We start from the raw sequence: 13,413 nt of genomic DNA, 5'->3' as shown, positions 1-13,413 counted from the left end.
CATTGGCATCATTGGAAGATGACAAGATACAAGGAGCCTAAAAAAGAAACTGCCAGTGATATCACTAGCTCTTCTGATTGCTTGCCATAGAGCATAAGATAGGGGCTCCTTGCCTCTCCTGACTAGTCTAGCTGCTCAATTTTACACAAGCAGCTAATCAGAAAGCCATGGCCTAGCCTACTGATTGTAAACAAGGAGCATTGGATGGCATCAAAAAAGAACACAGGCATGCCGAGGCAGCCAAAGTCTTTGATCTTGGTCTCAGAACTCTCTTCAGCTAGGAAAAGAAATGAGGTGAACAAGGACACTGAGAGCGGAAAGAGCGAGTCATCGAAAATCGAAAGCTTCCTTTAGAGGAGTCGAAAACTTTTGTAGAGGCTCATCCCGAGGCTGCTTTCAGGGAAATTGCGGCACAGTTTGATTGTGCTCTCCCTTCAGTAGGGCAGCTTTAAAGCAGATTCAGGTCACTTGAAAAAGACGACTAGCTTTAAGGAACAAGATTCAAAAAAAAGTCGCTGACTTCTCTAGTCTGGAGATTTTCCAATCTCCCTCCTTATGGGACGGTTCTATAGTAAAATGAAATAGGACAAATCAATCAGGACAATCAAATCGATTTCTAACCATGTTTTAGAAGCAGAGGTGTACTATTCTAGTTTCAATCTATTATATTTTTTAGCAAAGGACTTTGAGATAACATAAAAATCGAAGTTCTGCTACTCCTATAAATGGAGTCATAGAAATTCGATTTTTTCTAATGATTCTAATCCTAGACGTTCAAAGATAGGCTCCACTCGTTTGGTATAGTAAAGATGGTTGAAAATCTCATCGATTTCCTCTTGTGTCAAACGTGATGTCACCTCTGGATCTGCTTCCAGAAGTAGTTTGAAGTCTACTTGCTTGTCCCAAGAGTAGGCTGTTTTTGGTTGTACCAAGTCATAGGCTTGCTCACGGGTCATGCCTTGTTCAATCAAGGTCAACATGGCACGTTGGCTAAAGATCAGACCAAAAGTCGCGTTCATGTTGCGGATCATGTTTTCTGGTAAGACCGTCAAGTTCTTGACGATATTTCCAAAACGGTTGAGCATGTAGTCAATCAAGATGGTCGTATCAGGTGTGATGATACGCTCAGCTGATGAGTGGGAAATGTCGTGTTCATGCCAGAGAGCCACATTCTCATAGGCTGTAATCATGTGACCACGCTCTAAACCCTGTTCAATCCCCTCTGCACGACCACGTTCCAACCCTTTTTCTTCAGCTTGTTCCAAGGCATAGTCCTGCGCTAGCAAGGCTTGTTCTTCGCGTCTGCGTTGTTCACTAAACATCTCCCTGTCCTCCTCGGACCAGCTCTTATAGTCTAGCAGTTGGTCTGCTTGACTGATGGCTCGCTCGGGTTCCTGGGTAAAAGGTTTATTCCCAAAAAACTCCAACCATGCTTTGCGAACCTCGTCTTTGCTGGTTTCTCTGTATTTTTTTAGGTCTTATTTGTAATGTTTTTTCAATAGCGACTCAAACTCAGCGACGCTCATACCCAGCTGATGGCTGGCAACCTCGGAAGTCAGAAGTCCTTGCCGAACCATATCCAGAAAGGCAAAAAGTTTTCCACGTTCAAGTCCACGCTCTAAACCTTTTTCGATGCCTTGTTCAATCCCCTCAGCTCGACCTCTCTCCAACCCTTTTTCTTCAGCTTGCTCCAAGGCATAGTCCTGTGCTAACAAGGCTTGTTCTTCGCGTCTGCGTTGTTCACTAAACATTTCCCTATCCTCCTCGGACCAGCTCTTGTAGTCCAGCAGTTGGTCTGCTTGGCTGATGGCTCGCTCGGGTTCCTGGGTAAAAGGTTTATTCCCAAAAAACTCCAACCATGGTTTGCGAATGCTATCTTTGCTGGTTTCTCTGTATTTTTTTAGGTCTTATTTGTAATGTTTTTTCAATAGCGACTCAAACTCAGCGACAGTCATACCCAGCTGATGGCTGGCAACCTCGGAAGTCAGAAGTCCTTGGCGAACCATATCCAGAAAGGCAAAAAGTTTTCCACGTTCAAGTCCTTGTTCTAAACCTTTTTCGATGCCCTGTTCAATCCCCTCAGCTCGACCACGTTCAAGTCCACGCTCTAAACCTTTTTCGATGCCTTGTTCAATCCCCTCAGCTCGACCACGTTCAAGACCTTCTGCACGACCTCTCTCCAACCCTTTTTCTTCAGCTTGTTCCAAGGCATAGTCCTGCGCTAGCAAGGCTTGTTCTTCGCGTCTGCGTTGTTCACTAAACATCTCCCTGTCCTCCTCGGACCAGCTCTTGTAGTCCAGCAGTTGATCTGCTTGGCTGATGGCTCGCTCGGGTTCCTGAGTAAAGGGCTTATTACCAAAAAACTCCAACCACGGCTTGCGAACCTCGTCTTTGCTGGTTTCTCTGTATTTTTTAGGTCTTATTTGTAATGTTTTTTCAATAGCGACTCAAACTCAGCGACAGTCATACCCAGCTGATGGCTGGCAACCTCGGAAGTCAGAAGTCCTTGGCGAACCATATCCAAAAAGGCAAAAAGTTTTCCACGTTCAAGTCCTTGTTCTAAACCTTTTTCGATGCCCTGTTCAATCCCCTCTGCACGACCTCTCTCCAACCCTTTTTCTTCAGCTTGTTCCAAGGCATAGTCCTGCGCTAGCAAGGCTTGTTCTTCGCGTCTGCGTTGTTCACTAAACATCTCCCTGTCCTCCTCGGACCAGCTCTTATAGTCTAGCAGTTGGTCTGCTTGACTGATGGCTCGCTCGGGTTGCTGGGTAAAGGGCTTATTCCCAAAAAACTCCAACCACGGCTTGCGAACCTCGTCTTTGCTGGTTTCTCTGTATTTTTTTAGTTCCAAGAACGCCATCTTAACCAGATGATTTTCTTGTCCATTATTGGTGATGGTTAAAACCTCACCTGTCGTATCCTCGCGCATACTAAAACTATGAAAAGCTAGGTCATCTGAAAAGTAATTGCTGTCCACAATTGCGATAGCGTATACTGGCGCAATGTGTTTGTAGCTCTGGTGAGTATTTCCTTCTTGCTGGCGGATTTTTTCTAGGTTTTGATTGACCTGACTGCACAGATAAGCCCACAGGCGATTGATGAAAAAATTCTGATGATGGACTTGAATCTCAATGATTACTTGAGTACCATTATCTAGTTCAGCTAAAACATCTATACTGGTATAGAAATCCTGTGCCGAGTACGGCAGGGAAGGCAAGACGTGAATGTTGCTTCCCTCCAAAATGGTCACATTTTTGGCTGGCAGGTCCAGCATATCGCGAATAAACTGACAAGTGATTTCTGGGTTGCTGAAAATTTTCTTAGCAACCAAGTCATTAGTTGGGCTAATGCCCGGATGTCTTAAAATCATCCATTTCCTCCTTTTATTATACCATAGTTTTAAATCTAGGTTTACTAGATTTACTGCTACTATCTATTTATTCGGAAAAGAAATGAATTGTAAAGATATTTTATCTCGTTTCAACTAAAATATGAGCTTGATCAACCAACTGTCCATTAACAGTCAGATTTAGATAGAAATCTAAGGTCTTATCAGCAACAAAATACAGGGTTGGTATGCACAAATCTTTTTTGCTTTCTCCAGTTTGGAATTGAAGGACTTGAATCTCGTCCTGATAGGCGACACCATGGACACCTGTCCCCGGTTGAATCGAAATCTTAGCTTCCAAAGGAGTACTACTTTCGCTACGTTCAATCCTAAAATGAAGAGTCTCTCCCTTTGCCACAGCTAGGCTTTTTTCTGCAAATGCTAATCCCTGAACAACTTCTTTTTTTGATAAGCTAGGAGTTTTATAGAGGGAAATCTTGGTCAGTACAGGTAAATCCTGTGACTCTGTAATCATCACGCGCACCTTCTGTGCCTCTACTAGCGGACCTCGCAGGAGACGCTTATGACCAACTGTAAAGCCCCTGCCAAATTCTTGCCAGACGCCGTCCACCTCTACTTGCACATGAAAAGCAGCGATTCGTTGCCCTAACCTCAAATCTTCTCTTAACTCAAGCACATCGAAGATTTTGGGAGAACCTAAATCAATTTCTAGCTGGATGGGCAAGTCTGCACCGCTTGCCCAAGAGCTAGTCTCAAGGCCGTCTGTCAAATGGCGACAAGCAAAGTCTACGGAAAGAGCTGGACCAGATACCTTAGCTCCCAGAGCCAAATCTTCTTTATAGAGCTCATTGCGATAGGCCGCAAATTCATAGAGGCGTTCAATATCCTTTGCATCAAATAGCCCATCTTGATTCGGCGGAATATTAAGCAAGAGTGGAGTTCCTCGCCCTACTGAGTGAAAGTAGATTTCGACCAACTCCTCGAGAGACTTAGGATCCTGATCCTCATGGTAGAACCAGCCTGGACGGATGGAAACATCTGCCTCACCGATTGAAAAAATAGTGCCCGAGGGATCTCCGTGCTGAAGATAATCCAGCTCTGCTTCCGTTCCTAGTTTGTCAGGATTCACCTTTTGCCACAGGGGATCACCAGCATATCCTCGTTCATTGCCAATCCATCGGATACTGGTGCCTTCTGTTGAAAAAATTAAGCAATCTCCCTGCAGGTCACGAATGGTTTCAAACCATTTTTCAAATTCATAATTGACCTTTTGAGCACCCTCTCCTCTGGCACCATCCATCCAGACCTCAGCAAATTTCCCTCCATTTCCATAAGCAGGATTTGATAAAATCTCCTTCAGCTGAGCCAGATAATAGGCATTATAGTCCGCTTCTCGGTTCACATGATAGAGGGGGCTGTGGGCATCCCACGGTGACAGGTAGACCCCCATATCCATATCAAATTCTGTAGCAGCTTGAGATACTTCAAGGAGCAAGTCCCCCTCTCCATCCCTCCAAGGACTGGCCTTAACCGAATAATCTGTGTGAGCCGTCGGATAGAGGACAAAGCCATCGTGGTGCTTGACCACCAAAATCAACTTCTTAAAGCCCGTTTCCTTGAGCACGCGAATCCACTCACGCGCATCTAACTGTGTCGGGTTAAAGTGTTCAGGATCCTCCTGACCTGTCCCCCATTCCTGGTCATAAAAGGTATTAGGCCCAAAATGGATAAAGGCTGCTAGTTCATCCTCTAAATACGCTAACTGGGCCTGACTAGGCAAGGGGCCATGCGGTTTTATTGCTCTTACCATACTACTTCCTATCTACATTTTTCTTTACTTTTTTGGCATACACTTGCAATTCTGTTAAGGCTAGGGGGCTTGCCAAGTTTTCAAATCGAAGACGAAGGGCATAGGTTTCCACCTTGTCAAATTCAAAACGAAGCTCCTCATCCTTGTCACTTGACACTTTTCGGATAGCTGATACAGGGCGCCAATTCTCCTCTTGTTTGAGCAGAGAATCCTTGTCCAAATGATTTGGAGTCCGAGGCAAGCTAGGCTCATTCCCTACATAATAATCGATATGGGTAGGATCCACCGCCACGTAGTCTTGATTTTCGACATAATACAAGGTCACATTATCCACAAATCGCGGTTTTAAAATCCCTGCATCTCCAAAAAGAATGCCGACATTGGCTTGCTCTGACTTGGTAATCCAAGTATTGGCTGTCGATTTCTTCCGAGCAATGACCTTGTCATTGAGGTAAGAGGCTGGGTGATTCGGTTCTGAGTGGGAAGCAAAGACCAGAGGCAGGTTAGATCCTGTCCATTGATTGGAAATAACTTCCCCATCTACACTGACATCTGTCACATGAATGGTGACTGTTGCTGGCAACTCACAGCCCGCTACTTGTCCTGTAAGAATACATTCTCCTACCTGAGCATAGATTTGAGGATCTAGTTCATCCCAAGTCACCTTGGCCGTATCTCGTCTGCCATCTGATAAGACTAGCTTGACTCGGTCTGGTAAATGTGGGGCTTCCTTGACAAGCGTCCAAACCCTTTCAGGCTCAATAGCGCAAATCCCTTGAACACAAACCTGAGCCGAAGCCTTTAAATCCAGTCCCTCTAGCTGGCCAGATACCGTAAACTCATGAAATCTTGCCAAATCTTCTTCAGGAATCTCCTCCCAAACAACCTTGACTCCTTTTGCACTACCAGACTCATAGTCCACCAAGACTGAAGATGGCAGCTGTGGATAAGTACCCTTATCTGTATATAAGCGAAGAGATCGTACAGAAACTGCCTGCCCTAGTGAGGTATTTTCTGCAACCTGCAAATGAGTTTGATAGGTTTTCCCTTGATAAATAGCACTAATAACCAAGTCCCCTGCAGACAAGCAATGAAGCACTCCCTGCTTGATAATGGCGTGGGCACTACCACTCGTCTCCCAAATCACTTCACTATTCCCCACTTTGTTCACAGGGTTATCCACAGTTTGTGGATAAAGTCCAATGGCTGGGGAATCCCCTTCTTGTAATCCTGCCTGCTTGTCCACTCGAATCTCAAACAAGCGCTGATTTTTCACTGGCTGGCAATCAAAAGCCTCTCCCACTAAGAGATCAAAACTTGCTGGCTCTAGTCCTCTGGCACTGGCCTTTACTCTGACTTGGCCTGCCTGCTCCAAGCTCTGAACTAAGAGGACACCTCTGCCATGAAAGGCTTTCCTCTTAAAACAACCATTTTTCTGGGCTTGGTAACGTTCACGACTGGCCTGCCTACCATTATCCACACCTACAATAAGAGCAGGGCCTTCAATTTCAAAATGAAGCTGATTGGAAGCAGTCGGCACCCAATTTCCATCCTTGTCCAATACATCAAAATAGAGATAGAGGAGGTCTTGCCCATCTGGCTCCAGTTTTGTCTTCTCAGCATGTAGCCCGATTTTGGCTGGCTTACCTGCAGTCACCACCCTATCTTCTGCCACAAGCTGACCTTGACGGTCATAGGCCACAGCACGCAATTCTCCCGGTTGATAAGCCAAAGGCCATTCGAGATAGAGCTGGTCAGAACCTTGTCCCTCCTGGTATCTTCGACCGTCTGAAGTCCATTTTTCCTGAAAGGTCTTCCTACCTTGGGATTTTCCATTGAGAAATAGCTCTACAGAACGGGCATTTGAATACACTCGAACAGGGATATCCCCATACTTATCCACAACTTGTTGATAACTCTTGTGGATTTCCCAATTCCAATGGGGTAGGATATGAACCATGGGATACTGATCTAGGTCCAACCACTGACTTTGATAGAAATAATAGTCATTTTTAGGAATCCCTGCCGTATCCACAAGCCCAAAATAGGAACTCTTTACAGGCATGTCATTTTGATTGTGCCAAGGAGTGGGCTCACCAATATAATCCACTCCTGTCCAGATAAACTGACCCGCATAGTCTAGCCGATTTCTATCTGCTATCCAAGAAGCCGTCGCTGTCTTCCCCCAAGGAACTCGATCATTGCCATAGTCTGACTGTTCAAAATTCCGCACGCGGCGATTATCCCCAACCCATTCCTTATCTGGGCGAAAATAGCTGTCACGCGTCCTTGTAGCCGATGAGGTTTCAGATCCATAAAGTCGCCACTTAGGATGTCTTTTGCGAATCCCATCAATATTGTCTTCCGAGTAATTCAAGCCTACCACATCCAGCAAATCGGCTATCTTTTCATGGCCTCCAGACCCATCTCCAAAGCGAAACTCGTCCATTCCCATGGTCACAAAACGGCTATCATCCACTTCCTTAACCCTTCCCAGCAAGCGTTTGATAGTCTTCAATGAATGAGCATCTCCATTTGCTTCGCTGACTTCATTTCCCAAGGACCACATAAAAATCGCTGGATTGTTCTTGCCACGCTCAATCATGGTGCGCAAATCGTAATCTGACCAGAAATCGCCTGCTTTCGCTTCTGGATGAGTCGCTTCTTCCTCAAAAAAGCGACCATAGTCATATTCTTTCTTGCCTCCATACCAGGTATCAAAAGCTTCTTCTTGGATGAGTAGCCCCATTTTGGCAGCTAGAGCCAGTAAAATGCTACTGGCTGGATTATGCGTGATTCGAATAGCATTGACGCCCATTTCCTTCATCTGGCGCAAGCGTCTCTCAGCAGCTGACCTGTTTTCCACAGCTCCCAGCGCTCCGTAGTCATGGTGCAAACAAACCCCATGAATCTTCAACCAGCGACCATTTAGAAAGAAGCCCTTATCCACTTGCCAATCCATATAGCGGTAACCAAAGGTCTCCTCTTCTTCATCAACCAAAATGCCATCTTTGTAAAGGCGAGTCTTCAATTGGTAAAGGTGAGGATGATCAATATCCCAAAGCAGAGGTTGGAAAATTGATATGGCTTGTTGGAAATGGTGTTTGTCCCCAGCTTCAATCACTAGAGAGTCTGTCGCCTGCCAGTCTGAAACCTGTTGTCCATCATACCAGATACTCTGCTCCAAATACACCGACACAGACTGAGAGCCATCATTTGAAACCTTACTTGTAAGCTGAGTCTCCACCCATCTATCTCTTTGTTCCTTTAGCTTGGGACTTGCTATCTTAATCCCATATAAATCCAGATGCACCGAATCTGTAATCAATAATTTTACTTCTCGGTAAATACCGCTACCAGAGTACCAACGACTGCTAGGTTGCTGATTTTCCACAAAAACCGCAAGTTGGTTGGCTGTCCCATCATTTCTTAGATAAGGAGTGATATCATAAGAAAAGGGTGTGTAACCATTGGGATAATAACCCAGCACTTGCCCATTGATATAGACTTGGGCATTCATGTAAACCCCATCAAAGAGCAAACGCACTGAAACAAGACTGGCATCTTCTTCCAAGTAAAACTGTGTCCGATACCAAGCCTGACCCCCGTTTAACTGGCCACCCTCATTTTGCGCTGGCGAGTACTGGTTAAAATCATTGTAAATACTCCAGTCATGCGGCACTTGAATAGCCTGCCAATTTCCCCTCTGAAAATCCTGCGCCGAGGCCTCTTCCTTCCCCACCTCTTGGCTAAAAAACCAGTGATTTCGTAAAACTTCCTCTCTTCTCATACAAACATTCCTCTTTAAACGAATCGATATACTTGACTATAGCACAAAACAAAAGCGCTTTCAAGACTTCCTCCATCACTCCCTAAATACTCAGAAAAGATTCTATAATTTGTGGAAAAGTCTGAAAATCACTCCATATTCAAGCAAACTGTCATTTTTAAGAAATAAGGTCAAACCTTACAAGAGCGCAAAAAACACCTCTCCGAATGTTCATTCCAGAGAGATGTCCCTTTTGTCTTAACTATTGTAAATCGACTGTCTAAAGTCATCTGAATCTTTGAGATAAGCTTTATAAATCGCTTTTTTCAGTTTTTGAACGGGTGTTTCGATAAAGCTATAGGTGCTAGCAGTTGTTTTGCCTGCTTTTATTTGAGCAAGTTCTTCTTTAACAGCTTTCTGCATCAAGTCACTTAACTTCTGACTTGTCAGCCTTATTTGCTGACCTTCATATTGGATCGTCAAAGGTTTCAATTGATCAATCTTAACTACCCTTTCCTTAAACTGTGCTTTTTTGAACTCAGCATAGCTCTTACCATTCAAAATTTTATTGAAAATGTAAGTATCAGATAAAGGCTTGTCCTCAGCCTCTGCTTCGTGTTTGTATTGATTTGACACATAAGGAACAAATCCTTCATAATAGCCCAAAGCAGCCATCAATTCAAAGGCTTGTTTTCTAAAGGTGATGTCCCCACTCATACCAGAGTCATTTTGACTAACACCATAAATGGTATCAAACATATCAACGGTATAGTAACCATTTGGTGCAATTTTACCTTTATCCTTAAAGCCAGCAATGATATAACGATTGACCAGGATATGATTGTCAATTAAACTATCAATATCTGTCAAGTTTTTGGCATCTTCTAAGGTCAGAGCTTGAATCTCCTCACTCTTATGAGTTGCTGGAATTACTGTATTACGATAATCTATCCATCTTCTAAATGGTGAACTAATCGGAACTATTTTCTTGAAATATTTAGTTTTTTCTTCATCAGTTAGATTTTTCGTTGCCTCAGCTTCTAGATAATCTAGAGTATAAAGGACATCAAAACTTCCCTTCATGTAAGATTGCAAATCTTCTGCCGTTTTAAATCGATCAGGTGTCTTATTGTAAAATCCATCCTTATCACTCTCATCATATACAAAGTTGAGATTGAAATAAGTATCCTTTTCTGGATTATAGGAGTTTTCAAAAATACCACGCGCATAAAACTCTGCGGCTGTACCATCTCGACGACCGTGATTATTAAACAAGACCGTTCTATCTAGTAAGTGCGTCATTTCATGAGAATAAGTCGCTGAACCTCTATCATCCAGAACTCTATCTATAAAGTAACGGACACCTAATCCATTAGCCTCAGCTCCCACCTTACTTACTGGAGAATAGTAATTCATAGGAGTCATAAACTGGTCGACCCCCTTATCAGCTCCACTACCAGTAGCTGGTGACCAAGTGCTATCAATCTGGGCATTCGGATTACTTGTATATTTCTTCATCGTATCAATAATCAAGCGATTTGTCAGCAACTTATCACGATTTTCTGGTTTTGTTATACGATAAAGAGTATCAACATAGTTGGCTTGTTGTACAGCCGCCTTTTCAATTAAAGACTTGACTCTAGCAAGCTCAGCCTGGTACTTAGTTGGATTAGACTGGGCGAGAGAAGTATCTATATAGGAACCAATATTACCGTAAGTAATCGTCGCCATATTACTAATCACATAAACATTTGGTTCTTTCACATTCAAAAGTCCCAAAATAGCAGCCATATTAGCCTCTTGTTTACGAGGATCCTTTTCCCCAGCTGTCAACTTGCTATACAGCCCGACATGCGCTGAAGGATTTTCCTTAGATGGTTTTTCAACAATCATAGCTTGGCTAGATTTTTTAAGCCAGGTATCCGCATCATCTGACATAAAGAGTTGGCGATTGCTGTCTAAAAATTCCTTCAAGCTAGCCTTACCGGTGATAGTCGATAAATATTTTGTAAATGTTTGAGGACTATTGGTCAATTTCATCTCTTCATAAGACATGGATCCTAATTTTTTCAAACTAGCCAAGGCTGTCATTGTCTTATTGCCAAATGAACTTGGATTAAAGGCCAGAATATCACGAATATTCGTGTCCCCAAATTGAATATTATAAAAACGATTGATATAAGACAGTCCCAACAAAATCTGCTCTTTGTATTGCTCCAGCTCTTGTTTGACCTTGCTGCGATTTTTAGGGGTATCTCCTATAATTCCTAATGTATGCGAGGCAATCTTTTTGAAACTTGACTCAGCTTGCCTCTTCGTCTGATCAAAGCTTTCTTGGATTGACAGTTTTTGAAGATACTCTATGCGCAACATATCTTTGACCTCTTGGTCAGTAATATTTGGTTGTGTTTTTCTGAGAAAGATTTTACGCAGGGTAATATCTCGAGGATCATAGGTAGGCTCTAACTGTGCTTTTAGTTTACTGTCATGTAAGAAGTCTACTGACCTCGCGCTTGTGGTCAGAGCAGACACATCCACAGCATCTTCTCTCTCACTATTTGTTGGAAGGATGTGTGGTTTATCCTCCTGACTACCAACTAAAACAACTCTCGGTTTCATTGGTTTTGTTATTTGACTCACTTCTCGAGGATTAACCAATTCACCAGTTTGTTCATTGATAGCGTAGGTTCTGGTCAGTGTATTCTCACCAACTTCTCCTTCAGAGGCTACCTTTTCCATCTTTTTAGCAAGAGAAGAATCCTCTCTTCGTTCCTCAGTAACAGCAATCGGTTGTATTACTTTTTCCACATTACCAACTTGAATCACTTTATCGACTGCTGGATTTACTTGTCTAGTGGTGTCAGATACCGTCACCTGACCTGTTGCCTGGTCTAGTTGATAAGTCGTCCTAGTTTCCACCGAACCATCACGCCCTGCAACCGCTACTTCCTCTTTTCTGAACTCCAAAGCAGGATTCACCTGGTAGATCATTTTATGAGATAGGACAGTGGTTTCAACACTCGGTTTAGTTCCAACTTCTACAACTTGATCAACTTTGTTGGCTACTATTTTGACAGTTTTACTCTCAGAAATATTGCCACTTGCTTGATCTTTGGTATAGGTAGTAGTAACTTGTTCTTGTCCCTCAACACCCGAAATTTTTACTCTTGTAACGCCGTGGTCTAGCGCTTCATTCTTTTCATAAATGGTTTCATAAGGAACAGCTTTGGTCTCTACTTTGGTCTGAGGAATTTGAGTGTCTTCTTTAGTACCAACCAAGATTACTTTTTGTCGCATAGCTTTAGTTATTTCAGTTTTCTCAATTGGATTTGTTAACTCTCCTGTCTCCGGATTAACTTCATAAGTTTTAGTGACGGTTGTTTCCCCTTGCTCACCTGCATCTTCAACCTCTTCTTTTCCTTTTGGAAGTTCAGGGTTATCTTTTCTCAACTCGGTGATTTCTATAGGTGACACGATCTTTTCTACATTTCCAACTTTTACTATTTTGTCTTTAGCTGGAGTGTTTTCTGTTGTAGTTTCTTCTGAGATAGCTCCTGTTTCTTGATTTACTGTGTATGTTGTAGTTGATACTGTACGCCCTTTTTCACCTGGTGTTTCTACTTTTTCCTTATAACTTAGCGTCTCATCTGCTACATATCGTGTTTCAAACGGAGTATCCTTTATTTCAACCTTAGACTTAGTTCCTACTGCCGTTATTTTCGCTTGCATTGGCTTAGCGACTTTTGTCGTTACATCTGGCTCAGTCAAGTCTCCTGTTTGTTCATTTACTTTGTAAACTTTTATTGTTGTCGTTTCTTCGTCCTGACCTTGATTTCTGACTTCTTTGACACCTTTATCAAGTGACTCATCCGCAACAAACTGTTCACCTCTTTTGGTTGTTGAGGTTGTTTCTTCTACATTTCCAACCTTAACAACTCTATCTACTGGATGTTTTTCTATCTTTGTTGAAGTGTTTTCTACTATTTTCCTAGTACTTTCATCAAAACTGTAAGAAGTAGTTGTCACTTCCTTACCATTTTCGCCTGCTACTTCTACTCGTTGCTCTTTGTAATTTAAAGCTGGCGATGCTGTATAGATTGTTTTATAGTCCAGTACTTTTTCTTTCATTACTGGACTTGGGACAGTTGGTTGCTCTTGGGGAGCTGAGGGTTCAGGCTGAACAGCTGGAGCTGGTTCGTTTCCTTGACTTGGGTTGACCTCTGGAGATTGATCTTCTTCGCGTCCTGATTCCATGGCTGGGGTTGCTGGTTCAGAATCTTTGGTCTCAGCAGTTGCTTTAGATGGATGATTAGACTCAGTACCTTGTGGGGCAAGAGTTTGATTCTCCTCGCCCCCTGATTCCATGGCTGGGCTTTCTGGCTCAGAATCTTTGGTCTCAGCAGCTACTTTAGATGGTGGCTGGGACTCAGTACCTTGTGGGGCAAGAGTTTGATTCTCCTCGCCCCCTGATTCCATGGCTGGCCT

At 43.2% G+C, this 13,413-nt stretch carries 4 protein-coding genes and 3 pseudogenes; all 7 read right to left on the bottom strand.

Going from position 1 to position 13,413, the window contains the following annotated elements; all coding sequences use genetic code 11:
- Nucleotides 1-731: 731 nt before the first annotated feature.
- Nucleotides 732-1,199 (bottom strand): annotated as a pseudogene (locus tag HT715_RS01355) (adenylosuccinate lyase); the annotation flags it as partial.
- A gap of 279 nt (nt 1,200-1,478) precedes the next feature.
- Nucleotides 1,479-1,907: pseudogene (locus HT715_RS01350) on the bottom strand (hypothetical protein); the annotation flags it as partial.
- Nucleotides 1,908-2,414, bottom strand: a pseudogene (locus HT715_RS11610) (hypothetical protein); the annotation flags it as partial.
- A gap of 5 nt (nt 2,415-2,419) precedes the next feature.
- Nucleotides 2,420-3,370, bottom strand: a complete 951-nt coding sequence (locus HT715_RS01340; protein ID WP_138707410.1) for an Rpn family recombination-promoting nuclease/putative transposase — start codon at nt 3,368-3,370, stop codon at nt 2,420-2,422.
- 100 nt (nt 3,371-3,470) lie between these two features.
- Nucleotides 3,471-5,159, bottom strand: a complete 1,689-nt coding sequence (locus HT715_RS01335) for an alpha-L-fucosidase (RefSeq protein WP_138707411.1) — start codon at nt 5,157-5,159, stop codon at nt 3,471-3,473.
- A gap of 1 nt (nt 5,160) precedes the next feature.
- The gene (locus tag HT715_RS01330) at nt 5,161-8,949 is read right to left on the bottom strand and encodes a sugar-binding domain-containing protein (RefSeq protein WP_138707412.1); all 3,789 of its coding nucleotides are present in this window, start codon (nt 8,947-8,949) and stop codon (nt 5,161-5,163) included.
- A 237-nt stretch (nt 8,950-9,186) separates the two neighbouring features.
- The coding region (locus HT715_RS01325) for a ZmpA/ZmpB/ZmpC family metallo-endopeptidase (protein ID WP_240149845.1) at nt 9,187-13,413 on the bottom strand (4,227 nt) is incomplete at its 5' end.

Origin of the sequence: Streptococcus sp. 4155 (assembly GCF_013276695.1) — a bacterium.
Classification (GTDB): Bacteria; Bacillota; Bacilli; order Lactobacillales; family Streptococcaceae; genus Streptococcus; species Streptococcus pseudopneumoniae.
The sequence above is the reverse complement of the archived record's forward strand: the minus strand, read 5'-3'. Positions and strand labels throughout refer to the sequence as shown.

What these genes read in the sequence shown, in the direction of transcription:
- HT715_RS01340 (WP_138707410.1), bottom strand. Translation starts at nt 3,370, where the DNA reads ATGATTTTAAGACATCCGGGCATTAGCCCAACTAATGACTTGGTTGCT.
- HT715_RS01335 (WP_138707411.1), bottom strand. Translation starts at nt 5,159, where the DNA reads ATGGTAAGAGCAATAAAACCGCATGGCCCCTTGCCTAGTCAGGCCCAG.
- HT715_RS01330 (WP_138707412.1), bottom strand. Translation starts at nt 8,949, where the DNA reads ATGAGAAGAGAGGAAGTTTTACGAAATCACTGGTTTTTTAGCCAAGAG.